Source organism: Kitasatospora sp. NPDC034023 (genome assembly GCF_055575795.1).
In genome coordinates, this window is record NZ_JBVIRY010000040.1 from 26,349 (window position 1) to 52,177 (window position 25,829).

General features: G+C 71.9%; 24 protein-coding genes. 8 read left to right on the forward strand and 16 right to left on the reverse strand.

All coding sequences use genetic code 11. The features are described from left to right. Positions 1-481 precede the first annotated feature (481 nt). Entirely contained in the window at positions 482-928 is a 447-nt protein-coding gene (locus ACZ52R_RS36550) for a DUF5990 family protein (RefSeq protein ID WP_465754971.1), read from the forward strand. Between the two features lie 154 nt (positions 929-1,082). Here the strand turns inward: ACZ52R_RS36550 and ACZ52R_RS36555 are convergent, their stop codons facing one another. Both ACZ52R_RS36555 and ACZ52R_RS36560 read right to left on the reverse strand, forming a co-directional pair. Beyond that, positions 1,083-3,344 (reverse strand): M9 family metallopeptidase, encoded by a 2,262-nt coding sequence (locus ACZ52R_RS36555; protein WP_465754972.1) that lies wholly within the window; start codon positions 3,342-3,344, stop codon positions 1,083-1,085. 189 nt (positions 3,345-3,533) lie between these two features. Beyond that, positions 3,534-3,683, reverse strand: coding sequence for a hypothetical protein (locus tag ACZ52R_RS36560; protein WP_465754973.1), 150 nt, complete (start codon positions 3,681-3,683; stop codon positions 3,534-3,536). A gap of 208 nt (positions 3,684-3,891) precedes the next feature. On the opposite strand from ACZ52R_RS36560, the gene ACZ52R_RS36565 reads away from it, so the two are divergent. Continuing rightward, complete coding sequence (locus ACZ52R_RS36565) at positions 3,892-4,494, forward strand: superoxide dismutase (protein ID WP_465626107.1); 603 nt, start codon at positions 3,892-3,894, stop codon at positions 4,492-4,494. A 194-nt stretch (positions 4,495-4,688) separates the two neighbouring features. Here the strand turns inward: ACZ52R_RS36565 and ACZ52R_RS36570 are convergent, their stop codons facing one another. Further along, complete coding sequence (locus ACZ52R_RS36570; RefSeq protein ID WP_465754974.1) at positions 4,689-5,285, reverse strand: TetR/AcrR family transcriptional regulator; 597 nt, start codon at positions 5,283-5,285, stop codon at positions 4,689-4,691. A 122-nt stretch (positions 5,286-5,407) separates the two neighbouring features. On the opposite strand from ACZ52R_RS36570, the gene ACZ52R_RS36575 reads away from it, so the two are divergent. Continuing rightward, positions 5,408-5,665, forward strand: a complete 258-nt coding sequence (locus ACZ52R_RS36575) for a hypothetical protein (RefSeq protein WP_465626111.1) — start codon at positions 5,408-5,410, stop codon at positions 5,663-5,665. 5 nt (positions 5,666-5,670) lie between these two features. On the opposite strand, the gene ACZ52R_RS36580 is transcribed toward ACZ52R_RS36575, so the two are convergent. The 4 genes from ACZ52R_RS36580 to ACZ52R_RS36595 all read right to left on the reverse strand — a co-directional run bounded on the left by ACZ52R_RS36580 (position 5,671) and on the right by ACZ52R_RS36595 (position 8,861). Next, a complete protein-coding gene (locus ACZ52R_RS36580) occupies positions 5,671-6,531 on the reverse strand; it encodes a 5-oxoprolinase subunit C family protein (RefSeq protein ID WP_465662000.1) in 861 nt (286 codons plus the stop codon). A gap of 94 nt (positions 6,532-6,625) precedes the next feature. Next, the gene (locus ACZ52R_RS36585) at positions 6,626-7,249 is read right to left on the reverse strand and encodes a 5-oxoprolinase subunit B family protein (protein ID WP_465754985.1); all 624 of its coding nucleotides are present in this window, start codon (positions 7,247-7,249) and stop codon (positions 6,626-6,628) included. 71 nt (positions 7,250-7,320) lie between these two features. Next, positions 7,321-8,115, reverse strand: coding sequence for a LamB/YcsF family protein (locus ACZ52R_RS36590; protein ID WP_360491858.1), 795 nt, complete (start codon positions 8,113-8,115; stop codon positions 7,321-7,323). Then, on the reverse strand, positions 8,112-8,861 hold the full coding sequence (locus tag ACZ52R_RS36595; protein ID WP_465754975.1) for a GntR family transcriptional regulator: 750 nt from the start codon (positions 8,859-8,861) through the stop codon (positions 8,112-8,114). The genes ACZ52R_RS36590 and ACZ52R_RS36595 overlap by 4 nt, the downstream gene beginning before the upstream one ends. Before the next feature lie 159 nt (positions 8,862-9,020). Between ACZ52R_RS36595 and ACZ52R_RS36600 the strand changes: the two genes are divergently transcribed. The 3 genes from ACZ52R_RS36600 to pcp are packed head-to-tail and all read left to right on the forward strand — an operon-like array spanning position 9,021 to position 11,385. Beyond that, positions 9,021-9,740 (forward strand): DUF969 domain-containing protein, encoded by a 720-nt coding sequence (locus tag ACZ52R_RS36600; protein WP_465754976.1) that lies wholly within the window; start codon positions 9,021-9,023, stop codon positions 9,738-9,740. Then, entirely contained in the window at positions 9,737-10,705 is a 969-nt protein-coding gene (locus tag ACZ52R_RS36605; RefSeq protein ID WP_465754977.1) for a DUF979 domain-containing protein, read from the forward strand. Before ACZ52R_RS36600 ends, ACZ52R_RS36605 begins: the two co-directional genes overlap by 4 nt. 35 nt (positions 10,706-10,740) lie before the next feature. Further along, entirely contained in the window at positions 10,741-11,385 is a 645-nt protein-coding gene (pcp, locus tag ACZ52R_RS36610) for a pyroglutamyl-peptidase I (RefSeq protein ID WP_465662005.1), read from the forward strand. Positions 11,386-11,460: 75 nt separating this feature from the next. Here pcp and ACZ52R_RS36615 read toward each other — a convergent pair whose 3' ends face one another. The 3 genes from ACZ52R_RS36615 to ACZ52R_RS36625 all read right to left on the reverse strand — a co-directional run bounded on the left by ACZ52R_RS36615 (position 11,461) and on the right by ACZ52R_RS36625 (position 13,817). Further along, positions 11,461-11,958, reverse strand: a complete 498-nt coding sequence (locus ACZ52R_RS36615; RefSeq protein ID WP_188305542.1) for a phosphoribosyltransferase — start codon at positions 11,956-11,958, stop codon at positions 11,461-11,463. 167 nt (positions 11,959-12,125) lie between these two features. After that, complete coding sequence (locus tag ACZ52R_RS36620) at positions 12,126-12,599, reverse strand: hypothetical protein (protein WP_465754978.1); 474 nt, start codon at positions 12,597-12,599, stop codon at positions 12,126-12,128. 12 nt (positions 12,600-12,611) lie between these two features. Next, positions 12,612-13,817, reverse strand: coding sequence for a helix-turn-helix domain-containing protein (locus ACZ52R_RS36625; RefSeq protein ID WP_465624840.1), 1,206 nt, complete (start codon positions 13,815-13,817; stop codon positions 12,612-12,614). A 335-nt stretch (positions 13,818-14,152) separates the two neighbouring features. Between ACZ52R_RS36625 and ACZ52R_RS36630 the strand changes: the two genes are divergently transcribed. Further along, positions 14,153-14,557: an ATP-binding protein gene (locus tag ACZ52R_RS36630; protein WP_465624842.1), complete on the forward strand. Its 405-nt coding sequence runs from the start codon at positions 14,153-14,155 to the stop codon at positions 14,555-14,557. A gap of 31 nt (positions 14,558-14,588) precedes the next feature. Here the strand turns inward: ACZ52R_RS36630 and meaB are convergent, their stop codons facing one another. Genes meaB through ACZ52R_RS36645 form a run of 3 tightly spaced genes read right to left on the reverse strand, consistent with a single transcriptional unit; the run spans position 14,589 to position 19,681 of the window. Then, positions 14,589-15,575, reverse strand: a complete 987-nt coding sequence (gene meaB / locus ACZ52R_RS36635; RefSeq protein ID WP_465624844.1) for a methylmalonyl Co-A mutase-associated GTPase MeaB — start codon at positions 15,573-15,575, stop codon at positions 14,589-14,591. A gap of 12 nt (positions 15,576-15,587) precedes the next feature. Continuing rightward, positions 15,588-17,789 (reverse strand): methylmalonyl-CoA mutase, encoded by a 2,202-nt coding sequence (gene scpA / locus ACZ52R_RS36640; protein ID WP_465754979.1) that lies wholly within the window; start codon positions 17,787-17,789, stop codon positions 15,588-15,590. After that, positions 17,786-19,681, reverse strand: coding sequence for a methylmalonyl-CoA mutase subunit beta (locus ACZ52R_RS36645; protein ID WP_465754980.1), 1,896 nt, complete (start codon positions 19,679-19,681; stop codon positions 17,786-17,788). The genes scpA and ACZ52R_RS36645 overlap by 4 nt, the downstream gene beginning before the upstream one ends. 420 nt (positions 19,682-20,101) lie before the next feature. On the opposite strand from ACZ52R_RS36645, the gene ACZ52R_RS36650 reads away from it, so the two are divergent. Further along, entirely contained in the window at positions 20,102-21,202 is a 1,101-nt protein-coding gene (locus ACZ52R_RS36650; RefSeq protein WP_465624850.1) for a C40 family peptidase, read from the forward strand. Positions 21,203-21,370: 168 nt separating this feature from the next. Here ACZ52R_RS36650 and ACZ52R_RS36655 read toward each other — a convergent pair whose 3' ends face one another. The 3 genes from ACZ52R_RS36655 to ACZ52R_RS36665 all read right to left on the reverse strand — a co-directional run bounded on the left by ACZ52R_RS36655 (position 21,371) and on the right by ACZ52R_RS36665 (position 25,553). After that, positions 21,371-21,742, reverse strand: a complete 372-nt coding sequence (locus ACZ52R_RS36655) for a BlaI/MecI/CopY family transcriptional regulator (protein WP_465754981.1) — start codon at positions 21,740-21,742, stop codon at positions 21,371-21,373. 272 nt (positions 21,743-22,014) lie between these two features. After that, positions 22,015-24,756 carry an FtsX-like permease family protein gene (locus tag ACZ52R_RS36660; protein ID WP_465754982.1) on the reverse strand — a complete coding sequence of 914 codons (2,742 nt, stop codon included), beginning with the start codon at positions 24,754-24,756 and terminating at the stop codon, positions 22,015-22,017. After that, positions 24,753-25,553, reverse strand: a complete 801-nt coding sequence (locus ACZ52R_RS36665; protein ID WP_465662012.1) for an ABC transporter ATP-binding protein — start codon at positions 25,551-25,553, stop codon at positions 24,753-24,755. The genes ACZ52R_RS36660 and ACZ52R_RS36665 overlap by 4 nt, the downstream gene beginning before the upstream one ends. Positions 25,554-25,829 lie beyond the last annotated feature (276 nt).

The window sequence follows — 25,829 nt, forward strand, 5'->3', positions numbered from 1 at the left end:
GAAAACACGAGGGAGTGGTCGCGAACGGGTGTCGCCAAACTTTCTTCAACGAGAATCCCCCTTCCGTCGAAACGGCAAGCAAATGCGTTCAATCCCCGTTGTCGGCGGTGGCGCCGGCTCAACCGACCCCCCGCCCCCGCCGACGGTGGTGCATCAGATGACGTGCAGGATCCACGCGTGGGCAGCGAGGTCCTCGTTCTTCTTGAACTTCTTGGCGATCGCCTTGATCATCTTCATGGCTGTCTCCATTCTGTGATTGCGGGCGTGGCAAAACAGCCACGCCCTGGCCGTGAGTCCATTCGAATTCCCGTGTGGAATCGGAACGGCTTCATCTGTCTCTGGACCCTAACCGAAGGTGCGGGTTTTTGACACCCCTTCGGTTGATGATGATCGGACCTCTGTGCAACGTTAACGGCCCATTCTTTGGGGAAATTGTTATAACCCTGCTTCGGAAGGGCCACGGGTGGGGGACGATAGCGGTATGGAGCTGAGGATCGAGGCCACCGACCTGCCCGGCCGCGAGTGCGGTGACGGCCCGGACTTCCCGGCGTACCGGGACATCCACGTCGCCGTCCAACGCCGGGGCAGGCCCGCCGAGTTGCTGGACCCGCAGCCCGGGGACGCGGGGCGGGCGAGGTGGTCGCTGGAGTGCGCGGTGAGGCCGCTGCCGGACGGCCGGGTGGACATCACCGGCCGGTACGTCCAGGGCGGCCCGGGCGGACGGTTCGTCTACCTGAACTGGTTGGCCGGGGACGGCCGGGAGCCGTTCCGCCGGGCGAAGCTGCTGCTGGAGGCGATCGACCGGGAAACCGCCGAGGAGGCCGCCCGGACCGGCCTGCTGGTCGCCCGCCTCGGACTGACGGACGCGAAGGGCCACCCGCTGTGCGCCGCCGTCCGCCCGCCGACGGTCACCTGGTCGGCGGCGTAGGCGAGGCGGCGTAGGCGAGGCGGCGTGGGCGGGGCGGGGTGAGTGGGAACGGGGGCCCGAGCGGAAACGGGGGAGGGCCCCGCGTCGCCGCGGGGCCCTCCGGTACGTACGGACGTGCTCGGTGCTCGGTGCTCGTTCTCAGCTGCCCAGGTGGTCAGTTGTAGGTCGTGGTGACGGTGACGCCGCCGAAGCCCTGCTGACCGTAGAGGCTGAAGTACACCCAGCCGGCCGGCGGGTTGGTGATGGTGAGGGTCTCGCCGTTGCCGCTGTTGGTGGACTTGGCCTGGTAGGAGCCGGTGGTGGCCCAGGCGCCGCCGTTGTAGTAGAGGTCGGCGTTGCCGGTGCCGCCGCTGGTGGTGATGGTCAGCTGCTTCACGCCGGCGGGCAGGTTCAGGAAGCTGTAGCTGTAGTTCCCGGTGGTGGCGGCCACGCCGTCGCGGCGGCAGTTCTTGTCGAACTGCCGGGCGTCGGCGGCGGTGCACAGCGGAGCCTGGTTGGTGGGCAGGGAGCCGCAGTTGTCGGCGGCGCAGGCCTTGAGCCAGGCGGCGAAGTCGGCGTCGTACGAGGTGCCGATGGTGCTCTTGAGCAGGGTGCGGGCACTGTTCCAGTCACCCACGCGGTACTTGGCGAGCAGCGCGGTCACGTCCTGCGGGTGCGACTGGAGCATGTAACGGACGGCCAGGTAGCCCCAGTTGTAGATCCGGGTGGAGTCCGCGTTGTCGTAGGTGCTGTCGAACAGGGTGCTCAGCGCGTAGGTGCCCTTGCCGGCCTGGGTGACCGCGTCGTCGTAGTGGACGCCCCGGTAGCTGTAGGAGATGTACTCGGCCAGGCCCTCGACCCACCAGACGGTCGGGGTGGTCATGCCGGCGTCGAAGTTGCCGTAGAAGTCGTAGCGGCCGTCGAGGTAGTGGGTGTACTCGTGGTTGAGGTTCCAGATCTGGAACTGGGGCCGCAGCCAGGAGGCCTCGTGGGCGATGAAGCGGGCCTGGTTGCCGGCCTTGGCCGGGTCGCCCTCCTCGTACATGCCGCCGTTGTCCACGGCGATGTGGTACATCAGCCAGGCGTAGAGGCTGTAGTTGTAGTAGTCGTCGAAGACGACGACCTCGAGGCTGTTGTTGTTGTCGTTCGCGACCGGGCCGTTGTCCTTGACCACGGAGTGGAAGTAGGCGTCCTGGTTGATCAGGCTGGTGCAGGTGTCGGTGAGCTGCTGCGCGGTCATGTCCTGGGCGCGGATGCGCAGGTTGGCGTTGCAGGTGTGGTCGATGGTGAGCACGAGCGGGACGAGCCGGGTGGGCAGGTCGCAGGTGCCGTAGTAGGCGCAGTTGCCCGCGTCCTTGTTCTCCTCGAACCAGACCAGGTTCATGGTGAGCGGACCGGTGGCGCCGACCAGCGGGTAGCGGTTGATCAGGTCCCTGACGATCGGCCGGCCCTGGGCCTTGGTGGCGTCATGGGCGAGCAGGTTGCCGATCTGGATGCCGACGCTCGTCACCGTGTCGCCGCCGGTGAGCTGCGAGCTGTTGCGGGTGACGAAGGACGACATGCTGGTGGCGAAGGAGGGGTCGGCCTGGAGCGCGGCGACGAAGTCCGTCCGGTCGAAGCCACGGGAGATGAGGGTCTCGGTGTTGGCGACGGCGGTGGCCATCGAGCCGGTCCAGGCGCTGGAGTAGCTGTCGAGCAGGCGCTTGATGACGCCGGTGTAGCGGGCGTTCTCCTGGGCACTGTCGATCAGGGTGACGGCCTCGGCGAGGGTCTGGCCGTTGGCCTCGGTGACGTCCTTGCTGTGCGGGGCCGCGAAGAAGGCGTCCAGCGCGCCGCGGATCGCGGTCTGCAGGCTGGTGCCGTAGGTGCCGACGACGTCGGCGTGGTTCCACTGCACGTAGTAGCCGGCGCGCAGGAAGAGCACCAGCTGGCCGGCCGCGGTGGAGTCGTCCCCGGGGTAGGCGGCGGAGACGTCGCGCAGGGCGTTGGCGACGGTGGCCATCTGGGCCTCGTTGAAGGCGCCCTTCGCGTCGTTGCCGGTGAGCGTGAACAGCGAGTTGACGCAGTCGAGCCCGGCCGACTTGACCTGCTGGACCAGCGCGGCACCGGAGTTGCCGGTGAAGGCGGAGACGTCACAGGCGTTGACGGCGGCGGAGAACTGCTTCGCCGCCTTCGCGGCGCCGACGGTGCTGCCCCCCGTCGGAGCGTTCGGCTTGGCCTGTGCGTCGGAGGCCAGCGGGCGGGCGTCCTTGGGGGTGTCGGGCGACTTGGGCACGGGGATCGCACGGGGCGCGGCCGCCTTGCCCGTGGGGGCGGGGGCCGACGGCTTGTCGGCGGCGTGGGCCTGCGGCGCGAAGAGTCCGAGGGCGAGGAAGAAGGCGGCGCCGAGCGCAGGGAGTCTGCGCGCGTTCGCCTTCGCTATCCGGAAGGGACGCATGGGGTGGGGGCCTCCGGGCCAGTGAGGGTTGTGCGGTGTGGGGGCGCACGGTCCTGATGTGTGACATGTAAAATGGCACATGGTTCAACGCGGAGGGAAGTCCCGGGGGCGGAATTTCGACCGGCTTGACCGAACCGTTGCCCGACCGGACACGCTGTCAACTGGACGCACAGTCAACCGGACATGCTGTCAGGCGACGGAACCCGCACTCGGCGTGAGAACCGCGACCCCGCCGGCCGCCGCCAGCGTGCCGATCCCGTGATCGATGCAGGCCCTGGTCGCCTTCCGGGGCAGCACGTCCGCGATCGCCTCCTGCAACGCGGCCGCCGCGTCCGGCACGTGCGGCTCCCGCCGCGCCTCCATCCGGCGGGCGGCGGCCGACCGTCACGGTCACTCACCCTCGTCGCCCGTCACGTCCGTTGGCGACCGTTCTGCCTGAGGCGGCGTGAGGAATAAGCAGGAGCTCATACTATGTTCTTGCAACTCATACGCAATAGTGTTGTCCCGGCACGATCATCACCATCCGTCGAAAGGGCTGTGTCCCACCATGGGCGCCTACACGCTTCCCGACCTGCCGTACGACTACTCCGCGCTCGAGCGGGCCATGTCGGCCGAGATCCTGGAGCTGCACCACTCCAAGCACCACGCCGCCTACGTCAAGGGCGCGAACGACACCCTGGACCAGCTCGCCGAGGCCCGCGACAAGGAGCAGTTCGGCGGCCTCGTCGGCCTGCAGAAGACCTTCGCGTTCCACCTGTCCGGCCACGTCCTGCACTCGCTGTTCTGGCAGAACCTCTCCCCGGAGGGCGGCGACCGCCCCGAGGGCGAGCTGGCCGACGCCATCACCGAGCACTTCGGCAGCTTCGACGCCTTCAAGAAGCAGCTCACCACCGCCACCACCGGCGTCCAGGGTTCCGGCTGGGGCATCCTCTCCTGGGAGCCGCTCGGGCAGCGCCTGATCGTCGAGCAGGTCTACGACCACCACGGCAACGTGGGCCAGAACACCACCCCGCTGCTCGCCTTCGACGCCTGGGAGCACGCCTACTACCTGCAGTACCGCAACGTCCGCCCGGACTACGTCACCCGCCTGTGGGACGTCGTCAACTGGCAGGACGTCTCGGCCCGCTTCGCGGCCGTCCAGAGCGCCTGACGCCCGTCAAGCGAACGGCCCCGGACCGGTCGACCGGTCCGGGGCCGTTCGCCCTGCGTTCCCACCGTGCTTGCCCGTCACGGCCGTTGACACCCTTTGCACCGGGTGCACCGGGCACACCTGCCACCCGCCGGGCCGCCCAGGCCGCCCGCCGCCGCTGAACCCGGCCGCGTCGGCGGGCCGTTCGCGGCTGCTCAGTCGCTCGCGGGCCTCGTCAGGCGACGGACGAAGGTGACCACGGCCGCCCGGTCCGTCGCGTGGTCCGCCTGGCCGGAGAGCAGTAGGCGGACCATCTGCGGCAGCGTGAACCAGGAGTTCACCAGCCCGATCACCGCGAACATCAGCCGTGCCGGATCCACCTCACCGGCCACCTCGCCGCTGCGCTGGGCAGCGGCGACGGCCGCGATCTTCTCGCCGTAGTGCGCGGTGCGTTCCGGGCCGGCCGCCAACCCCTCGGCCTCCGTGCCGCGTTGCAGGCCCTCCCAGGCCAGCAGGCGGGAGAAGTGCGGGTTGGCCGAGTGGTAGTCGAAGACCCGCCCGGCGTAGTCGCCGAGGTCCAGGCGCGCCGTCGGCGCGAGCGGCACCGCCTTCGCCAGCTTGCCGAGTTCGGATGTCAGCACGGCGGAGAACAGCTGCTCCTTGTTGCCGAAGTACTGGTAGATCCGCTCCTTGTTCACCCCCGCCCGGGTCGCCACCCGGGCGATCCGGGCCCCGTCCGGGCCGAACTCGGCGAACTCCTCGACCGCGGCGTCGAGGAGGAGCTGCTGCGTGCGTGCGGTGTCCCAGGCCATGACCCCACGATATCCCAAATGTCCAACCCTTTGGTTGGACATTCGCGCCGGCCCGTGCCAAACTCCAACCGAAGGGTTGGAGATTTGGCCTCCAGCCGCTCACCAAGGGGAGGACCCGCGCCATGACCACCGACACCATCACCCCGGCCGCACCCGCGACGACCCCCGCCGCCCCGTCGGTCCACCGCCGCGCCCTGCTTACCTGGCTCGCCGTCTACCCGACCATCACCACCGCCTTCCTCCTCCTCAGCCCCTACCTCGGCAACCTGCCCCTGCCCCTGCGCACCCTGGTCATGACCGCCCTCGTCGTCCCCGTCGTCGTCTACGCCCTGATGCCGCTGCTCCTCAAGGCGGAGACCAGGCTCGCCCGCCGGAAGTAGCGGACTCAGCGCCGTCGCATCGGGGTGAAGCGGACCGGGGTGCCCGGGGCGGCCTGGGCGACGGCGGGGAGGGCGGTGGCGGGGACGACGCCGATGACGGGGTAGCCGCCGGTGGTGGGGTGGTCGGCGAGGAAGACCACCGGGCGGCCGTCGGGCGGGACCTGGACCGCGCCCAGGACCATGCCCTCGCTGGGGAGTTCGCCCACGCGGGCGCGCTCCAGGGGCGGCCCGTCCAGGCGCAGGCCGATCCGGTTGCTGGTGGGGGAGACGCGGTAGCCGGAGCCGGTGAGGACGGCGAGCGAGCGGGTGGTGAACCAGTCGTCGCGCGGGCCGAACAGCACCGGCAGGAGCAGCGGGTCCGGCGGCGCGGGCGTCGGCACCACGTCCGCCCCGGCGGGCGGGCCGACCGGATCGCCGAGCGGCAGCGCGTCCCCGGGGGCCACGGGAGCGGGGCCCAGCCCCGAGAGCAGATCGGTCGAGCGGCTGCCGAGGACCGGCGCGGCGGCGATCCCACCCGCGAAGGCGACGTAGCTGCGCACACCCCGCGTCGCGGGGCCCACCTCCAACAGCGCCCGGGCGGGCAGCCGCACCGGGGCGGCCCAGGCGGCGGGCCGCCCGTCGACCCGTACGGCGCACGGCGCGCCGGCCACGGCCACCGTCACGGCGCGGTCCACGCGCACCGCGCAGCCCAGCACGGTGGTCTCCAGGGTGGCCGCCGTCGCGGGGTTGCCGACCAGGTGGTTGGCGAGTCGGTGGGCGGGCTGGTCGAGCGCGCCGGAGCGCGGCACGCCCAGGTGCGCGTGCCCGGGCCGGCCGAGGTCCTGGACGGTCGTCAGCAGGCCGGAACTGGTGATGGTGACGGTCATGCTCCCTCGATCACGCTTCCTCGTCCGGGTTTCCTCGTTCGGGTTTCCTCGTTCGGGTTTCCTTGGTCGGGCTTCCTCGTCCGGGCTTTCGTGGTCAGGCTTCCTCGATCACGAACCGGACCCGGGTCCCAGGACTGAACAGGGCCGCGGGTTCCCGGGACGGGTCCCACAGCACGGCGTCGGTGCGCCCGATCAGCTGCCACCCGCCCGGGGACGAGCGCGGGTAGGCGCCGGTGTACGGGCCGGCGAGGGCGATCGCCCCGGCCGGGACGGCGGGGCGGGGGACGGCCCGCCGGGGCACCCGGTAGCGCTCGGGCAGGCCGGTCAGATAGCCGAAGCCGGGGGCGAAGCCGCTGAAGGCGACGCGGAACTCGGTCGCGGAGTGGATGTGCGCGACCTCGTCCTCGGCGACACCCCACAGTGCGGCGACCTCCGCGACGTCGGCACCGTCGTAGCGCACCGGGATGGTCACGGTCTGGTCGGCGCTCGCCCGCAGCGGTGGGACGCGCCAGCCGGCCAGTTCGGCGGCCAGGGCGTCGGGATCGGCCACGCCGTCGAGCAGCACGCTCCGTTCGGCGGGTACCACCTCGGTGACGGCCGGGAGTTCGGACGCCGCGCGTCGGCGCCGGAGTTCGGCGTGGAAGGCGGTCGTCTCGTCGGCGCCGTCCAACTCGACCAGGAGCGCGTCCAGACCGACCCGCAGGACGCGCATCTTCATCCCGTCGGTCCTGTTCGCCCCGGCCTGCGCGCCCTGCACGATCTGCGCGGTCTGCGCCGTCGGTTCGGCGCTCACGCGAACGCCTCGACGCGGACTCCGGCCGTCCACAGGGCCGTTCGCACCCGTCGGGCCAGATCCGCGGCCCCAGGGGTGTCGCCGTGCACGCACAGGGAACGGGCCCGCAGCCGGATCCGGTCGCCGGTGCGCGCGGTGACCTCGCCGTCCCGGGCGATGGCGACCGAGCGGTGGACGACCGCGTCCGGGTCCTCGACGACGGCGTCGGGTTCGCGGCGTGGGACGAGCGTGCCGTGCGGGGTGTACGCGCGGTCGGCGAAGGCCTCGGCGACCACCGGCAGCCCGGCCCGCCCGGCCGCCTCGTGCAGCCGTGAACCGGGAAGCCCGAGTACGGGCAGGGCCCGCTCCTGTGCCCCCGTGGCCAGGCGGACGCCGCGGACCACCGCCTCCGCCTGCTCCTCGTCGTGCACCGCCCGGTTGTACAGCGCGCCGTGCGGTTTGACGTACGCCACGTGTGCTCCGGCTGCCCGCGCGAACACCTGCAACGCCCCTATCTGGTAGGCGACTTCGTTCGCCAGCTCGTCCGGCGGGACGTCCATCGCCCGCCGCCCGAACCCGGCGAGGTCCCGGTAGGAGACCTGCGCGCCGATCCGCACGCCCCGCTCCGCGGCCAGCTCGCACACCCGTCGCATGGTGGTCGGGTCCCCGGCGTGGAAGCCGCAGGCGACGTTGGCGCTGGTGACCACAGACAGCAGGGCGTCGTCGTCGGTGAGCGTCCAGCGGCCGAATCCCTCGCCGAGGTCGGCGTTGAGGTCGACGACCGGAACGGGAGCGCCCCCGGGCGGGGTCATCTCGCGCTGCCCGTCACCGGGCCGTCCGGCATGGCACCGCCCGCCATGGGGCCGCCCGCCATGGGGCCGTCCGTCATCGCACGGACGATCACCGCGCGCGCGTCGTCCAGGTACCTGGTCAGCTCCACCACGGCGTCGTCGATCTCGCCCGTCTCCAGCAGCCCGGTGAGCGTCTGGTTGCGGCGCAGGAACGGTGCGTGGAGCCCGCGCGCCGAGGGGACGGCGGCGAAAGCCAGGCGCAGTTCGGCCATCAGGCGGGCCATGCACTCGTCGATCCGCCGGCTGCCGGCGATCCCTGCGACGGCCTGGTGGAAGTGCAGGTCGGCAGTGCCGACGGTGACCCAGTCGCCGACCGCCTCGGCGGCCTCCGCGCAGCTCAGGGCGGTGCGCACCGCGGCCAGGCGCTCGGGTGCGGCGCTGTGCAGGGCACGTACGCCGGCGGTCTCCAGGGCGAGGCGCAGCGTGTAGATGTCGGCGACGTCGTCCGGTTCGAGGATCCGGACGAACACGCCCCGGTTCAGCTCGTGCACGACCAGCCGCTGGTCGGCCAGCAGCCGGAACGCCTCGCGGAGTGTGTTGCGCGAGACGGTGAGCGCTTCTCCGAGCGCCTCCTCCGACAGCCGGGTGCCGGGGGCTAGCAGGCCTTCGGTGATGTGGTCGCGCAGCACCTCGGCCACGCGTTGGGCGGCGCTGGCGCGGTCGAGCCGGCCCCGGTCGGCCGCGAGCGCGTCGAAAACTCCGGTCACGTTCCACCTCCTGAACTCTTGTCGGATTGTTCCACAATCCCCTAGCCTCGCGGCAACCCCCGTACGGTCGCGGCCCACCCAGGCCGCGACCTCCTCCGCCCGTGGCGCCCCAGACGGTCACCCGTACGGCGGAGGCCCGTCTGAAAGGCGGCCAGGAACATGATCGTTCTTGTCGGCATCCTCGTCGTGGTGGCCGGGTTCGCCACCCGGCGAAATCCGCTCCTCGTCGTCGGCGCCGCCGGCGTCCTCACCGGACTTCTGGGCGGGATGAGCCCGCTGAGGGTCCTGGAGGCCTTCGGCACGGGCTTCGCCTCCAGCCGCTCGGTGACCCTCTTCGCGATCACCCTGCCGGTGATCGGCCTGCTGGAGCGCCACGGCCTGCAGGAACAGGCCCGCACCCTGATGAACAAGCTCGCCAAGGCCAGCGCCGGACGCGTACTCGCGGTCTACCTGGTGGTCCGCCAGCTCACCGCCGCCTTCGGCCTCACCGGCCTCGGCGGACCGGCCCAGGCGGTGCGCCCGATGGTCGCGCCGATGGCCGAGGCCGCCGCCGAAAGCCACCACGGCACCCTGACCGACAAGGCCCGCGAACGCGTGCGGTCCTTCGCCGCGAGCGCCGACAACGTCGGTCTGTTCTTCGGCGAGGACTGCTTCCTCGCCGTCGGCTCGATCCTCCTGATCACCGGCTTCGTCGACGCGACCTACCACACCGACCTGGAGCCGGTGCAGCTCGCCCTGTGGGCCATCCCCACCGCCGTCTGCGCCACCCTCATCCACGGCGCGCGCCTGCTGCGCCTGGACCGCGCCCTCGCCCGCGACCTGCCCGCGACAGCTGACCAGGCGACCACTGCCGACCGCATCGAGGAGACCAGCAAGTGATCAAGGTCGAGTGGCTGTACTGGCTGGCCGGAGCCGTCTTCCTCGCGATGGCCGCGCAGATGGCCGTGGACCGCGGCAATCCCAAGCGCTACGGCAGCGCCGCCTTCTGGGGCCTGCTCGGTGCGAGCTTCGTCTACGGCACGTGGGTCGCCGACAAGAGCGCGCCCGCCGCGCCGCTGGGCGTCGCCGTCCTGGCGATGATCTGTCTGGCCGGCTTCGGCTTCACCAGCCGCGGCACCTCGACTGCCGCCGCCCCCGAGCGCCGGGCCGCCTCCGCCGCGCGCCTCGGCACCCGGCTGTTCATCCCGGCGTTGGCGCTCCCGCTGGTCGCGCTGGCCTGCGGAACGCTCCTCAAGGGTGTGCACCTGGGCGGCGGCCTGCTGCTGCAGACCGGCAGCGAGACGCTCCTCGGGCTCGGCATCGGCTCACTCGTCGCTCTGGGCCTGGCGCTGCTGCTCACCCGCGAGCGCAACCCCGCAGTCGCCCTCCACTCCGGCCGCGGACTGCTGGAGTCCATGGGCTGGGCACTGCTGCTGCCCCAACTCCTCGCCGTACTGGGCTCGATCTTCCAGAGCGCCGGGGTCGGCGCCCAAGTCGGCAAGATCACCATCCACTTCCTGCCGGACGGCAGCAAGTACGCGGCGGTGGCGCTCTACTGCGTGGGCATGGCCCTGTTCACGATCATCATGGGCAACGCCTTCGCCGCCTTCCCGGTGATGACCGCCGCGATCGGCTGGCCGATCCTGATCACCCAACTGCACGGCAGCCCGGGCGTGGTCCTGGCCGTGGGCATGCTGGCCGGCTTCTGCGGCACGCTGGTCACGCCGATGGCGGCCAACTTCAACCTCGTCCCGGCGGCGCTGCTCGAGCTCGAGGACCAGTACGGGCCGATCAAGGCCCAACTCCCCACCGCCGGCGCGCTGCTGGTCTGCAACATCGCCATCATGTCGCTCTTCGCGTTCTGACCCGCGTTCTTCCCTTCCGCCAGAAAGGCCGTCCCATGACCAGGGTCCTGCTCACCGGCTTCGAACCGTTCGACGGCGCCGACGTCAACCCGTCCTGGGAGGTCGCCCGTCTCGTGGCCGACAACCCTCCCGAGGGACTCCTGGTCACCGCCACCCGGCTGAGCTGCGTCTTCGGCCAGGCCGCCGAGGAACTGCGCACCGCGATGGAGCGGTGCGTCCCGGACCTGGTCGTCTGCCTCGGCCAGGCAGCCGGCCGGCCGGATGTCACCGTCGAGCGCGTCGCCATCAACGTCGACGACGCACGCATCCCCGACAACGCGGGCCGGCGACCGGTCGACCGGCCCGTCGCCCCCGGCGGCCCCGCGGCCTACTTCGCCACCCTGCCCGTCAAGGCCTGCGTGGCCGCCGTCCGGGAAGCCGGGGTGCCCGCCTCCCTGTCGCACACCGCCGGGACGTTCGTCTGCAACCACGTCTTCTACGCCCTGATGCACCTGCTCGCCACCGAGCACCCCACCGCCCGCGGCGGGTTCGTCCACATACCCGCCCTGCCCGAACAGGTCCTCGACGGCTCCACGCCCTCGCTGCCGGCCGCCTCCGTCGCCCACGGCCTGCGCGCCCTCCTCACCGCCGCTGCGACCCGCACCGCCGACCTCCGCGTCCCGGAGGGGGCAACCCACTGACGCAGAACCGCTCCGTCGCCGCTGAGCCGCGTTCCGGCCTCAGCGGCGACGAAAGGCAGCGCTGTCCTTCTCGGATCAGGCGTCGAGCACCTGGCCGGGACGTTTGACGACCGGATCCTGCGCCGACCACGGGAACTCGATCCAGTCGTCGGTCCGCTTCCACACGTACTCGCACTTCACCAGGGAGTGCGACTTCTCGTAGATGACGGCGGACCGGACCTCGGCGACGTGGCTGAGGCAGAAGTCGTGCACCAGCTTCAGCGTCTTGCCCGTGTCGGCGACGTCGTCGGCGATCAGGACCTTCTTGTCGGTGAAGTCGATCGCCGCGGGGACGGGCGCCAGCATGACGGGCATGTCGAGGGTGGTGCCCACACCCGTGTAGAACTCGACGTTCACCAGGTGGATGTTCTTGCAGTCCAGCGCATACGCCAGACCGCCCGCCACGAACACGCCGCCGCGGGCGATGCTCAGGACGAGGTCGGGTTCGAAGCCGTCGTCGGCGATGGTCTGCGCCAGTTCGCGTACCGCTCGGCCGAAGGTCTGGTAGTCCAGGATCTCTCGCACATCAGTCACGCCGTTCAGTCTCCTCGAGAGGCGGCCGTGTGGCGAACACCGGCACGCGGAGGGCCGGCAGCAGCCCCCGGTGCTGTCCGGCGCCCCGCCAGGAGCGCCGCTCCGGCGGGTCATCGGCGCGGTGGTGGTGAGGCGACCCACCTGCTCGGCGGTGAACGGGATGCCGGTCAGCGGCGAGCCCCCTGCGGCCACAGCACCAAGACCGGCACATCGCGCTGACGTGCATGGGCGACCACGTCCGCCGTGCCGCCGTGGCCTCGGGCCGGTAGGCCGTCCCAGACGGCGAGGAGCTTGTCGACGTGCTCCACGAGCAGCTCGCCCCCCGCGAGGTGGGCGGCTTCGTCGGACTTCACGTGCCCGGTGCGGTGAACAGTGATGGCTCTACCGAACAGCCGGTCGTAGACGGGGTGATGCCACTCCGGCAGACCGTCCCGGTACTGGTCCGCCGGGACCACGACCTCCAGTTGTCCGCCCCGCTGAAGCGCGATGTCCGCCAGCCACGAATCCGGCCCGTCCGCGATGCAGGACACGACGGTGACCTCGGCCGCGTCCTCGCCCGGGAGCGCGTCTTCGAGCAGGCCCCGAACCTGGCCCTCCACCTCGGCCGACAGCCCTCGGTGTCCCGTGATTCCGATGCGCATCGCAACCCTTTCCTAGAGGTAGACGCCGTGCAGGCGTTCATCGAACTCCCGCACGACCTTGGGTGGTGAGGAGGTGCTGAGCGACCGTCGAAGGGCGCGGCACCGCTCGACAACTCGCCCTGAACGGTACTGAAGGCCGATCTTCAGTGCTTGCGTGGCCAGCGCGAACGCTGCTTCGATGCGCCCTGCGGCGAGATGGCCGGTCGCGATATCCAGCAACAGCAGCGCGCGCTGTTTCGTGTGACTGGTGCCGAGAACGGGGCCTGAACTGTCCGAGATCCAATCGGAAAGCCCGAGTTTGACGCCACAAGTAACCCTGAAGGAAGAGACCTTGGATTCATCGAAGGTGAACACCCAGGGCCAGGGCGGCGGTTCCTCGTTCCTTCCGACACGGACCGCCGCACTGCTGTGCTTCAACGCGAGGTCGGTGCTCCGCCGGTCGCCTGCGGCCGCATGTCCGAGGGCTTCCACCGACGACAGCCATGCGTCGGCGACCGGTGGACACCCGGGTTCCAGGAGAATCCGGGCCCGTTGCGCCAGGCTGAGCGCCTGGGCCGCGTTTCCGGTGTGCGCCTCGAACTGCGCGAGGCTTCCGGCCTGGTACGCAGCAAGGAGCGGGTTTGCTCCGGAACGGGCGGCTCTGATCGCGGCTCCGTAGAACGACCGAGCAGACCCGTGGTCCCCCATGTCCCACGCCAGCCACGCGGCCAGGCTCGCCGCCTCGCTTGCGACGGCGGCGAGCCTGACTCGATGGGCGTCGGAGGGTGCCGTGCCAGCCAGCCCCTGAATCAGCCGCAGGTGGGAGTGGACAACATCCGCGAGTTCTCGTGAGGGCGTTGAACCGTCGAGTCGGCGGTAGGACGTCGTGGCGGCTCGGAGTGCTCCAGCCTGTTGCTCGGCCTCATCGGCGGGCCCTGCGACGGCCGCGAGCACGGGACTCGCGGCGAGTGCTGTTGCCGCTCCCAGGAATTGGCGTCTTTCCACGTTCTCAGTTCCGATTCGCGTCTGACCCGTAGGTTCGGCGAGGCCGAGCAGGGTGGGCGGGATACCCAAGTGCTGCGACACCCTGAGCAGAACATCCATGGGATATGGGCTGGTTCCTCGCTTCTCCAGTCGTGAGATGGCTGACTGTGACAGCCCGCATGCCTCGCCCAATTGCAGCTGCGTCATGCGCCGGTAGGACCGGGCCAGCTCGATGACCTTGCCGTAGTTCCTCATCCGGGACGCATCCCGGAGCACTGCCGAGTTCCAGTTCAACAGCTCACCTAACGCTACGAGCCTTGCCCGGCCGAGTCACGCGGTCCGATGCATCCGATGCATATTCGTATGCAGGCGGCGCATGATTGATCGTCTCATGAGGGTGACCACTTGTTGACTGACAGTAAGAAATCGGTTTGTGCGTCGGCGTCTCGGCAACTTGCCGAGACGCCGACGGGCAGCGCAGGGCAGTTGCGTGCCCGGCTGGCTTGGAGGTTTACGTGGTGGTCAGTCCATTGAGCAACGCTCGATTCCCGGTTCCGTTGGAGTGGGGTCAGCCCCCGGGGGCTGACGCCGTGCCGGCGGCGCGACGGTTGGTGATGGCGATCGTGCGGGAGTGGGGCGTGCCGCTCACGGTCACCGCGTCCAAGGAGCTGGAGCTGTGCGCGAGTGAGGTGATTGCCAACGCCATGGTCCACGCCAAGGATCGCTGTGCCGTGACCGTCCGGCGTCTTGCGGGCCGGGTGCGGGTGGAGGTCGCGGACCGGTGTCCGGAGCTTCCGCGACCTGAGCGCGACGAGGAATCGACCGGTGGGCGTGGGCTGTTGCTGATCGAGGCGCTGGCGTACGCGTGGGGCTGGTACCCGGCCGGATCGGGCAAGGTGGTCTGGTTCGAGTGTCTGGAGATCGCAGAAGCGCCGTGCCCCACGCATGGATGGGGCACGGCGCAGGGTCTCCGCTCGGTGTGCGAGGTGGTGTAATGCCGGCCGCGTTCGCAGTGCGATGTGACCGTCAGCCGAAGAAGGCGTCCAGGAGCTGTTGGGCGGCGAGGCCGGCGGGGAGGGTGCCGGCTCGCACCTGGGCCTCCAACTCGGGGGCCAGTCGCCGCACTTCGGGGTGTTCGTGCAGCCGGGCGTAGAGCTGGTCGTGGACCATGGCCCAGGTCCATTCCACCTGCTGGTCGCGGCGCTTGGCCGCCAGGGCGCCGGTGGCGTCGAGGACCTTGCGGTGCTGCTGGAGGCGTTCCCACAAGACATCGAGGCCGACGTTCTCGCGGCCGCTGCAGGTCAGGACGGGTGGGGTCCACGCGGCATCGGGTGACTGCAACAGCCGTAGGGCGCCTGCGAGTTCGCGGGCGGCGGCGCCGGCGTCGCGTTCGTGTGGGCCGTCGGCCTTGTTGATGGCGATGACGTCCGCCAGCTCCAGGACGCCCTTCTTGATGCCCTGCAGCTGGTCTCCCGTCCGTGCCAGGCTGAGGAGCAGGAAGGTGTCGACCATGCCGGCCACGGCCGTCTCGGACTGGCCGACGCCCACCGTCTCGATGAGGACGACGTCGTACCCCGCCGCCTCCATCACCACCATCGACTCGCGGGTCGCCTTGGCGACCCCGCCGAGGGTCCCGGAGGTCGGCGACGGGCGGACGAAGGCGTGCGGGTCGACGGCCAGGCGCTCCATCCGGGTCTTGTCGCCCAGGATGGAGCCGCCGGTCCGGCTGGACGTGGGGTCGACGGCGAGGACCGCGACCCGGTGGCCGAGCGCCGTCAGCATGGTGCCGAAGGAGTCGATGAAGGTCGACTTGCCGACGCCGGGCACCCCGGTGATGCCGACCCGGACCGCGCCGCCCGCGTGCGGCAGCAGCCGTTGGAGCAGTTGCTGCGCGAGCGCGCGGTGGTCGGGCCGGGAGGATTCGACGAGGGTGACGGCTCTCGCGATCCAGGCGCGCGAGCCGTCCAGGACGCCGGTCACATAGCTGTCGAGGTCGATCGTCCGCGGAGGCATACGATCAAAGGCTCACAGCTCGTGGCCGAGTTCGGCGGCCAGGGCCGTCAGCAGGTCGCTTGCGGCGTCCGGGATGACCGTGCCGGGGCCGAACACCGCTGCCGCGCCCGCCTCGTAGAGCGCCTCGAAGTCCTGCGGGGGGATGACCCCGCCGACGACGATGGTGATGTCCTCGCGGCCGGCCGCGGCGAGTTCGGCGCGCAGGGCGGGCACCAGGGTGAGGTGGCCGGCGGCCAGCGAGGAGACGCCGACGATGTGGACGTCCGCTTCGACGGCCTGGCGGGCGACCTCGGCCGGGGTCTGGAACAGCGGGCCGACGTCGACGGTGAAGCCGAGGTCGGCGAAGGCGGTGGCGATGACCTTCTGGCCGCGGTCGTGGCCGTCCTGGCCCATCTTGGCGACCAGGATGCGCGGGCGGCGGCCTTCGGCCTGCTCGAACCGCTCGACCAGGTCGCGGCTGCGCTGGAGGGAGGCCGACGGGCCCGCTTCGTCTCGGTACACACCGGAGATGGTACGGATCTGGCCGGAGTGGCGGCCGTACACCGTCTCGAGGGCGTCGGAGATCTCGCCGACGGTGGCCTTGGCCCGGGCCGCGTTGACGGCCAGGTGCAGCAGGTTGCCGTCCAGCGAGCCGTCGCGCTGCGGTCCGGCCTCGGCGGCCCGGGTGAGCGCGGTCAGCGCGTCGCGGCAAGCGGCCTCGTCGCGCTCCTCGCGCAGCCGGCGCAGCTTCTCGATCTGCCGGGCCCGCACCGAGGAGTTGTCGACCTTGAGGACGTCGATCTGCTCGTCGCTCTCCACCCGGTACTTGTTGACGCCGATCACCGGCTGGCGGCCGGAGTCGATGCGCGCCTGGGTCCGGGCGGCGGCTTCCTCGACGCGCATCTTGGGGATGCCGGCGTCGATGGCCTTGGCCATGCCGCCGGCCGCCTCGACTTCCTGGATGTGCTGCCAGGCCCGGGTGGCGAGGTCGTTGGTGAGCTTCTCGATGTACGCCGAGCCGCCCCACGGGTCGATGACCCGGCAGGTGCCGGATTCCTGCTGCAGCAGCAGCTGGGTGTTGCGGGCGATGCGCGCGGAGAAGTCGGTGGGCAGGGCGAGCGCCTCGTCGAGGGCGTTGGTGTGCAGCGACTGGGTGTGGCCCTGGGTGGCGGCCATCGCCTCGACGCAGGTGCGGGTGACGTTGTTGAACACGTCCTGCGCGGTGAGCGACCAGCCGGAGGTCTGCGAATGGGTGCGCAGCGACAGCGACTTGGGGTTCTTCGGGTCGAACTGCTTGACCAGCTTGGCCCAGAGCAGCCGGGCCGCGCGCAGCTTGGCGACCTCCATGAAGAAGTTCATGCCGATCGCCCAGAAGAACGACAGGCGGGGCGCGAAGGCGTCCACGTCCAGTCCCACCTCCAGGCCCGCGCGCAGGTACTCGACGCCGTCGGCGAGGGTGTAGGCCAGTTCCAGGTCGGCGGTCGCGCCGGCTTCCTGGATGTGGTAGCCGGAGATGGAGATCGAGTTGTACCGGGGCATCTTCTGCGAGGTGTACGCGAAGATGTCCGAGATGATCCGCATCGACGGCTGCGGCGGGTAGATGTAGGTGTTGCGGACCATGAACTCCTTGAGGATGTCGTTCTGGATGGTCCCGGCCAGCTTCTCGGGCGGTACGCCCTGCTCCTCGGCGGCGACGATGTACAGCGCCAGGACGGGCAGCACGGCGCCGTTCATGGTCATCGACACCGACATCTTGTCGAGCGGGATGCCGTCGAACAGCTGGCGCATGTCGTAGATCGAGTCGATGGCGACGCCCGCCATGCCGACGTCGCCGGTCACGCGGGGGTGGTCGCTGTCGTAGCCGCGGTGGGTCGGCAGGTCGAAGGCGACCGAGAGGCCCTTCTGGCCGGCCGCGAGGTTGCGGCGGTAGAAGGCGTTGGACTCCTCGGCGGTGGAGAAGCCCGCGTACTGGCGGACGGTCCACGGCTGGTTGACGTACATGGTCGGGTACGGCCCGCGCAGGTACGGGGCGACGCCCGGGTAGGTCTCCAGGAAGTCCAGCCCGGCGAGGTCCTCGGCGGTGTACAGCGGCTTGACGCCGATGCCCTCGGGGGTGTCCCAGACGAGCTCGTCGACGTTCTTGCCGGTGGACCGGCGCCAGGCGGCCTGCCACTGGGTGTCGGTGACGCCGGAGGCGTCGCCGTCCAGCCCGATTCCGGTGAAGTCGGGGATCATCGAGCCACCTTGCTCTCGTCGGCGTCGCTCGCGCCGGTGATCTGGTCCAGCAGGGAGGTCAGGACGGCGACCGCGTCCCCGCCCGCGTAGATGAACTCGTCCACTCCGTCGGGTACTTCACCGGGCCGCCCGGCGAGCAGGACCTTCGTGGCGCCGGCCGCCTTCAGCGCGCCGGCGACGGCCGCGGCGTGCTCGCCGTACAGGGCGTCGTTGGAGCAGAGGCAGGCGACGGTGGCGCCGGAGGCGGTGAACGCCTCGGCGAACGCGGCCGGGTCGACGGACTCGAGGGAGGTCGTCGCGATGCCGCCCGCCTGGAACAGGTTGGCGGCGAAGGTGGTGCGCGCGGTGTGCGCGGCGGCGGTGCCGATCGAGGCGAGGAACAGGGCCGGGCGGGCACCGTGTACGGCGGCGTGGGCGTCCGAGCGGTCGCGCAGCGCCTCGTACGCCTCGGCGCGGCGCACCCGCGGCAGGCCGCCGGAGAGCGCGGCCGGGGCCGGCTCGCGGACCAGCGGCTGCTCGTCCAGGTGCGGGAACTCGCTGACGCCGGTGACCGGTTCGCGCCGCTTGGCGAGCTTGACCGACCGCTCCGCCCAGGTGGCGGCGATCCGCTCCTCGACCAGGCCGGAGCCGAGTGCGGCCTGCTGGCCGCCGGCCCGCTCGATCTCCTGGAACCAGGCCCAGGCGGCCCGGGCCAGCTCCTCGCCGAGCTGCTCGACGTACCAGGAGCCGCCGGCCGGGTCGATCACCCGGGCCAGGTGGGACTCCTCCAGCAGGATCGACTGGGTGTTGCGGGCGATCCGGCGGGCGAAGGCGTCCGGCTGGCCGAGCGCGCTGTCGAAGGGCAGGACGGTGACGGCGTCGGCGCCGCCGACTCCGGCGGCCAGGCAGGCGACGGTGGTGCGCAGCATGTTCACCCACGGGTCGCGGGCGGTCATCATCACTCGGGAGGTGACGGCGTGCTGACGCTGCGCCGAGGCCTCCGGGGACGCCCCGGACACCTCGGCGACGCGGGCCCAAAGGCGGCGCGCGGCACGGAACTTGGCGATCGTCAGGAACTGGTCGGCGTCCGCCGCGTAGCGGAACTCCAGCTGGCCGAGCGCGGCGTCCACCGGCAGCCCGGCCGCGGTCAGGGCGCGCAGGTAGGCGACGCCGGTGGCGAGCGAGCAGCCCAGTTCCTGGGCTGGGGAGGCGCCGGCCTCGTGGTACGGCAGGGCGTCGACGGTCAGCGCCCGGACGTTCGGGTAGTCGGCGGCGCAGCGGGCGGCCAGCACGGTGGCCTCGGCGAGCAGCGCGTCGGTGCGGGTGGTGTCGCCGGTGCGGGCCTGCAGGCCCAGCGGGTCGGCGCCGAGGTTGCCGGAGGCGGCGCCGGGGGAGACCTCGCGCTGCTCGTAGAGCTTGAACAACTGCTCGGCGGCGTCGGTGAATTCGGGTCCGGCGTCGAGTGCGACGGCGGCCAGGTCCAGGTACACGCCGCTCAGTGCCTCGGGCAGGGCGTCCAGCGGGAGGGCCTCGCCGCCCAGTTCCAGCCAGAGCGAGCCGACGCCGTTCTCCAGGTCGGCCAGCACGGCCTCGTTGGCGCGCCGACGGTCCGGGTCGGCGTGCCGCTGCCGGACGTCCCAGCCGGCGACGGCGGAGCCCTGCGGCCGGCCGCCGCGGACGAACGGCGGGAAGCCCGGGTACCCGGGGTCGACCGCGGTGTCGTCGGAGGTGTACAGCGGGCGTGCGCTGAGCCCGTCCTGGAGCTTGGTGGTGAGTGTCTGCTCGGCGGCGGCGCCGTCCTCGGGCTGGGCACCGGACTTGCGCAGCACGCCCTGCACGAGCTGCTGCCACTGCTCACGGTGCGCAGCCGGGAACTCGGCGGCGAGGGGGAGCCCTTCGGGCGGGACCTTCATGTCCGCAGGTTAGCGCCCGTTCGCAGGGCTGCAGGAGGGGAGGCGTGTGTGACCTTTCCCTCGATTTGGCGGTTCTTGTCACACCGTGGGGCGGGTGGTGCCATGGGCCGCGGCTCGCGGGTCCGGCGGGGGGTGCCGCGGCGAAGGAGGCGGGACGTGACGGCGAAGGCGGCGGCGATTGAACCCGCGCCCGGGTGCCGTCCGTAGTCAACAGCGATGGCACGCACCGCGATCGACGTCCCGTCATGGCACCGAAACGTCATGATCAGGGGGATTGCGGAACTCCGGCCCTCATCTATTAAGTTACTTCGAAGAAGGTGGGTGGGGCAGCATCCCCCCGTTGCGCGTCCTGCCCGCCTTCGCCGTCCCCCGGCCTGTTCGTGCCGTCGCCGGATTCCCCCGAAAGAGAGCCGACCGCCCATGGGAAAGCGCCGCAAGACCAGCCCCCCCAGCCGGGCCCGCATGGCGGTCCTCACCACGGCCATGGCGGCCGGCAGCGCGGTCCTCGCCTCGGGCACCGCCCATGCCGAGCCCGCGCCGACGCTCGCCTCCGTCAAGGAGCAGGTGGACAAGCTCAACGAGGAGGCCGAGCAGTCCGTCGAGCAGTACAACGGCTTCCAGGCCAAGCAGCAGAAGCTCCAGGGCGAGGCCAGCCAGATCCAGGACAAGGTCGTCCGCGGCCAGGACGCCATGAACGAGCTGCGGACCCGGCTCGGCGCGGTCGCCGCCGACCAGTACCGGACCAACGGCATCGACGCGTCGGTCCAGCTGATGCTCGACTCCGACCCGTCCGCCTACCTGGAGCGCGCCGCGGTGCAGAACCAGGTGGCCGACTCCCAGGCGAACCTGCTGAAGCAGGCCCAGGACGAGCAGCGCAAGCTCGACCAGGACCGCGCCGAGGCCACCGCGACCCTCGCCCAGCTCGACTCGGTCGGCAAGCAGCTGGCGGGGCAGAAGAACGACATCCAGACCAAGCTGGCCAAGGCGCAGGAGATGCTGAACAAGCTCAGCGCCGAGGACCGCGCCAGGATCAACGCCCAGCAGTCCGCGGAGAAGGCCAAGGCCGAGGCCAAGCAGGCCGCCGCCGCAGGCGCAGCCGGCGCCGCCGCGGCCGACCGTTCCTCCCGCTCCGCCGACCGCCCCGACCTGAGCGCCCCGCTGCCGGCCGCCAGTGGTCGGGCCGCCGCCGTCCTCGCGTTCGCCCAGGCCCAGCTCGGCAAGCCGTACGGCTGGAGCAGGACCGGCCCGGACAGCTTCGACTGCTCCGGCCTCACCAGCATGGCCTACCGCGCGGCGAGCGTCACGATCCCCCGGATGTCCCAGGACCAGTGGAACTCCGGCCCGCACGTCGACCGCGCCAACCTCCAGCCCGGCGACCTGGTCTTCTTCTACGACGACCTGCACCACGTCGGCCTGTACATCGGCGACGGCAAGATGATCCACGCGCCGCGCACCGGCAAGAACATCGAGGTGCTCCCGATCTCGGCGATGAAGTACATGGGCGCCGTCCGCCCGGCCTGACCGCGTACGCGACGGCCCGCTCCCGCTTCGGCGGTGGCGGGCCTCCGGCGTTTCGGGGCCCCGACCCCCGAGCTCGGGCTTGCGGAGTTCCGGGCGTTCGGAGTTCCGGGCCTCCGCCGTTTTTCGGGCTCACGCCACGACCCCGGCGGGTGGATCAGCGGGCGAGGGTCACTCCGGGCCGCAGGACTTCACCCGTCCGAGGGCCGCGAGCAGGGCGGAGGCCTCGTCCCCGCTGATCCGGTCGGCGAAGCGGAGCAGCGCGCCGGTGCGGTCGGGGGTGGTCTCCAGCGCCTGGTGCATCAGCCGGGCGGTGTACTCCTCGCGGGTGCAGGTCGGTTCGTACACCCAGGCGCGGCCGAGCTTGTCGCGGCGCAGCCAGCCCTTGGTGTGCAGGATGTCGGCGACCGTGGTGACGGTGGTGTACGCGACCGCCCGTTGCCGCTGCAGGTCGTCCACGACCTCGCGCACCGTGGCCGGCCGGTTCCAGGTCCAGAGCCGGTCCATGATCTCGGCCTCCAGGTCTCCGAAACCCCGTAGCACCGCCTTGTCTCCCTCGCCGAGCCCATCGCCGGCGCCCTTCGCCCGCCGGAACGCGGCCCATGGTACGGCGAGCGCCGGACGCCCGCCCCCGGGTGGCGGGGGGCGGGCGCCCGGCGTGTGCCGAGCGGTGCCCGGGTGGTGTCCGAGAGGTGTCAATCCGTGCTCAGCCGGTGCTCGGTCGGTGTTCGGTCGGTGTCCGACCAGCGGTCGGCCAGTGCTCGGGCGGTGCCTGGCCGGTGCTCGGATGGCGTCCGAACCCGACCGCCCGGCCCTCAGGACAGCCGCCGCCCGAGCGGGATCCGGGACTTGGTGAACAGCGCCGCGAGCAGCCCCGCGACCACCGGCAGGGCCAGCACGACCAGCAGCAGCTCGCCCCACGGGGCGGTGATCAGCGCCGGCTGGGCCCCGAATCCGCTCGCCCGGGACTTCAGCAGCCCCACCGCCGGCACGAATCCGTTGGCCGCTCCGAGCAGCGCTCCGAGCAGGGCGATCAGCGCGCATTGCAGGCCCGCCATGGTCCGCCGGATCCGCGGCGGCGCGCCGACGGCGGCGAGGGTGGCCTGGTCCTGCCGGGAGTCGGCGGCCGCGAGGCCGGTGGCGATCCCGGCCGCGCCGAGGACGACCAGTCCGGCGAAGCCGGTGAGGGCCAGGGTGAGCGCGTCGCTCTTCGGCTGGTAGCCGCGTTCGACGTCCAGCTGGGCGACGCGGTCGAGCCGGACCGCGGCCGCTTCGGCGCGCTGCTGCGCCTTGCGGTCGGGCGGGGTGGCGGGCAGCCAGACCGAGCCGGTGGGCTGCGCGGAGAGCCCGAGCGTCTGGAGTGCGGAGGGCAGCAGCATGCCCTGGGCGAAGCGGGCGGCGGTCGGGTTGGCGACCACCACCGCGTCGACGGGGATCTCCTGCAGGTCGGGCTTGGGGATCTCGCCCGGCTGCAGTGGCGCGCCGCTGCCGCCGCGCAGCTGGAGTACGGTCTTCCCGTCGGCGCCGACGAAGGCCGGGTCGAAGACGAGGAGCTTTCCGTCGGCCAGCGCCTGGTCGACGGCCGGGTCGTGGATGCCGAAGAGGTTGTGCAGCACGGTGGCGTCCGCGGCGGCCAGGTGCGGGCGGTCGGTGAGGGTGCGCCAGTTCACCTGGCCCTTGAGCTGGACGGTGCTGGAGCAGTTGGGGCAGAACCGGTACACCGCTTCGGCGAGGTCGCCGCGCTGGCCGAGTCCGGTCAGCTGCTTCTCCACCTCGCCGCGCACCTGGTCGAGTCGGGGCCCGTCGCTGTAGCTGACGAGCCGGACGGCGCCGTACGGGGCCTGCGGCCGGTAGTCGCGCCGGTTCTCGGCGTCGGTGCTGGTGCTGTACACGCCGATGGCGACGGCGCCGGCGACGGCGGCCATCACCGCGGCGACGGCCGGGGCGGTGCGCGAGCGGTGCCGGGCGGAGTCGCGCAGGGCGAGCCGGGGGCCGAGCGGTAGTCTCCGGGCGGCCCGGCCGATCGCGGCGACCAGCATCGGGGTGCACAGGAGCAGTCCGATCTCGGCGGTCATCGAGCCGCCGAGCACGGTGAGGGTGCGGGTGTCGAAGCTGCTGACGGCCGGTTGGCCGTGCTGGACCGCGCTCGCGCCGTACATGGTGACCCCGGCGCCGAAGGCGACCAGCAGCAGGCCGGTCACGGTGACCCAGCGGTTGGGCCCGCGGACGGTGTCCCGGCCGGTCAGCCCGGCGGTGACGCTGCGGCGGGCGGCCTGCAGGGCGGGCAGCGCCGCCGCCAGCAGGGCGGTGACCAGGCCGATGCCGGCGATCGCGAGCAGGTCCAGCGGGGGCAGCGCGAAGTGGCCGAAGCGCGTGCCACCGACCTGTTCGATCTGCGGTCGGAGCATGGCGACCACGGCGGTGCCGAGTGCGACGCCGGCCAGCGCCCCGGCCGTGCCGAGGACCAGGCCGCCGCCGAGCACGACCGCGCCGACGTGGGTGCGGCTGCCGCCGGCCGCGCCGAGCAGGGCGAGCTGGCGCCGGGAGCGGCGGGCGCCGACCGCGAAGGCGGGCCCGGCGAGCAGGGCGACTTCCAGCAGGGCCATGCCGGTGACGGTGGCGATGACCAGCTTGGTGGTGTTGTCGGCCGCCGGGTCGCGGTAGCGGTACGCGTCGCGGTAGTACGGGACGGCCGCGCGGGGCGGCGGGGCGAGTGCGACGGAGCGCGCGGTGAGCGTGAAGCCGTGGGCGTTGAACTCCTGGACCTTGGCCCAGTCGAGCGCGGCGCCCGCCGGGAGGCGGACCAGCCAGGCGGCGCGCTGGCCCGAGGCCCGCTCGGCGGCGGACTGGCCGGGCGCCGCGGCGGCGGCCAGCGGGTCGAGCAACTCGCCTGGCCGGGCGACGAGTTCGACTCGGCCGAGCTCGTCCGGGTGCTCCACCACGCCGGTGACGGTGAAGGTGGTCTGCTCCAGGCCCTGGACGGTGGTGGTGCCGCCGACCTTGAGTCCGGCGTGGTCCAGGAAGGCCCGGGTGGCGGCGATCTCGTGCGGGGCGTTCGGGGCGCGGCCCTCGACCAGGTCGATGCGCCCGCGCCAGATCGGGTCGCCGAGGTTGGCCTCGGTGGTGAGGGTGCGGACCAGTCCCTCGGGCGAGTTCGCGCCGGTCTCCGGCCCGGGCCGGGCCGGGGTGAGCGCACTGCCGGGCGGCAGCAGCGAACCGGCCAGCGTCGTCGGGTCGGTGCTCGCGCCCTTCTGCTGTTCGGCCGTCGGCTGCTGGCCCGGGCGGGAGTCGACGGCGAAGGCGCCGTCCTCGGCGACCGGGGCCTGCTCGACGGTCAGGCCCGGCTTGAGCGCGGTGACCAGGGCGTCGGCTCCGCCGACCACCCGCTCGACCCGTTCGGCCGGGGAGAGTTGTCCGCTGCGGTGGACCACGTCGGCGCCGGTGACGCCGAGGACGGGCAGGGCGACCATGGCGACGATCAGGGCGCTGCGCCCCTTGGCGCGCAGGGCGTCACGGCGGGCGATGCGCAGGGCGACCCGCCAGGCTCCGAGCCTCACTGCGTCACCTCGCCCATGGCGTTGGGCCGGTGGTGCGCCGCAGGGCGGGTGGCGGAGCGGTAGCCGCGGCTCTCCGCGTCGACCGCGCCGTCCCGCAGGTGGACCACCCGGTCCGCCCAGCCGGCATGCGAGGCCTCGTGGGTGACCATCATCGCGGCCGCCCCGGCGTCGCAGCGGGCGCGCAGCACGGCGAGCACGGCGTCGCCGGTGGCGGAGTCGAGCGCCCCGGTCGGCTCGTCGGCGAGCACCAGCCGCCGTTCGCCGATCAGCGCGCGGGCGATCGCCACGCGCTGCTGCTGGCCGCCGGACATGTCGTCGGGGAAGCGGTCGGCGAGTTCGCCGATGCCCAGCTCCTCCAGCGCGGCCAGGGCCTCCCGGCGGGCCCGGCGGCCGGGGACGCCGTCGAGCTCGCGCGGCAGGGCGATGTTCTCGGCGGCGGTGAGCGCCGGGATCAGGTTGTAGTCCTGGAAGACGTACCCGATGGAGCGCCGCCGCAGGTCGGCGAGCTTGCCCCGGCCGAGGCCGCCGAGCGAGACCCCTTCCACCAGGACCTCGCCGTCGCTGGGCCGGTCCAGCCCGCCGGCCAGGGTCAGCAGGGTGGACTTCCCGGAGCCGGACGGCCCCATGACGGCGACGAACTCGCCCGGGTGGACGGCCAGGTCGATGCCGCGCAGGGCGTGCACCTCGGCGGCGCCGCGCCCGTGTACCCGGGTGACGTTGGCCAGGCGCAGGACGGGCGCGGGTCGGGCCGGATCGGTGTGGGACACACTTCCCCCTCGTGGGCTTCTCAACTGCATATGTCGATGAACTATATATGCCGGAAGAAGATGCTCAAGGCGAATCGGGGTTCGGTCAAACTTCTACAAAGGTGTCGAAGATGAGTCGGAAAGCGGTCCCCGGGCGCTCGGGGCCGGTCTATGCTGAGGGCGGTTCGCAGCCTTGGGCTGCGCGAAAGGCGCCCGTTCGGTGCGCCCCGGCCGGGAGGAGGCGAGAGACATGGACTGCAGTAGTCCGGGCCACAGTCGCCCCTGCCCCCGCATGCTCTCGATCACCTCCGGCACGCGGTAACAACC

What these genes read in the sequence shown, in the direction of transcription:
- ACZ52R_RS36600 (WP_465754976.1), top strand. Translation starts at nt 9,021, where the DNA reads ATGATCGTTCTTGTCGGCATCCTCGTCGTGGTGGCCGGGTTCGCCACC.
- pcp (WP_465662005.1), top strand. Translation starts at nt 10,741, where the DNA reads ATGACCAGGGTCCTGCTCACCGGCTTCGAACCGTTCGACGGCGCCGAC.
- ACZ52R_RS36575 (WP_465626111.1), top strand. Translation starts at nt 5,408, where the DNA reads ATGACCACCGACACCATCACCCCGGCCGCACCCGCGACGACCCCCGCC.
- ACZ52R_RS36565 (WP_465626107.1), top strand. Translation starts at nt 3,892, where the DNA reads ATGGGCGCCTACACGCTTCCCGACCTGCCGTACGACTACTCCGCGCTC.
- ACZ52R_RS36585 (WP_465754985.1), bottom strand. Translation starts at nt 7,249, where the DNA reads ATGAAGATGCGCGTCCTGCGGGTCGGTCTGGACGCGCTCCTGGTCGAG.
- ACZ52R_RS36650 (WP_465624850.1), top strand. Translation starts at nt 20,102, where the DNA reads ATGGGAAAGCGCCGCAAGACCAGCCCCCCCAGCCGGGCCCGCATGGCG.
- meaB (WP_465624844.1), bottom strand. Translation starts at nt 15,575, where the DNA reads ATGCCTCCGCGGACGATCGACCTCGACAGCTATGTGACCGGCGTCCTG.
- ACZ52R_RS36590 (WP_360491858.1), bottom strand. Translation starts at nt 8,115, where the DNA reads ATGACCCCGCCCGGGGGCGCTCCCGTTCCGGTCGTCGACCTCAACGCC.
- ACZ52R_RS36570 (WP_465754974.1), bottom strand. Translation starts at nt 5,285, where the DNA reads ATGGCCTGGGACACCGCACGCACGCAGCAGCTCCTCCTCGACGCCGCG.
- ACZ52R_RS36620 (WP_465754978.1), bottom strand. Translation starts at nt 12,599, where the DNA reads ATGCGCATCGGAATCACGGGACACCGAGGGCTGTCGGCCGAGGTGGAG.
- ACZ52R_RS36625 (WP_465624840.1), bottom strand. Translation starts at nt 13,817, where the DNA reads ATGAGGAACTACGGCAAGGTCATCGAGCTGGCCCGGTCCTACCGGCGC.
- scpA (WP_465754979.1), bottom strand. Translation starts at nt 17,789, where the DNA reads ATGATCCCCGACTTCACCGGAATCGGGCTGGACGGCGACGCCTCCGGC.
- ACZ52R_RS36665 (WP_465662012.1), bottom strand. Translation starts at nt 25,553, where the DNA reads ATGCAGTTGAGAAGCCCACGAGGGGGAAGTGTGTCCCACACCGATCCG.
- ACZ52R_RS36580 (WP_465662000.1), bottom strand. Translation starts at nt 6,531, where the DNA reads ATGACCGTCACCATCACCAGTTCCGGCCTGCTGACGACCGTCCAGGAC.
- ACZ52R_RS36550 (WP_465754971.1), top strand. Translation starts at nt 482, where the DNA reads ATGGAGCTGAGGATCGAGGCCACCGACCTGCCCGGCCGCGAGTGCGGT.
- ACZ52R_RS36555 (WP_465754972.1), bottom strand. Translation starts at nt 3,344, where the DNA reads ATGCGTCCCTTCCGGATAGCGAAGGCGAACGCGCGCAGACTCCCTGCG.
- ACZ52R_RS36645 (WP_465754980.1), bottom strand. Translation starts at nt 19,681, where the DNA reads ATGAAGGTCCCGCCCGAAGGGCTCCCCCTCGCCGCCGAGTTCCCGGCT.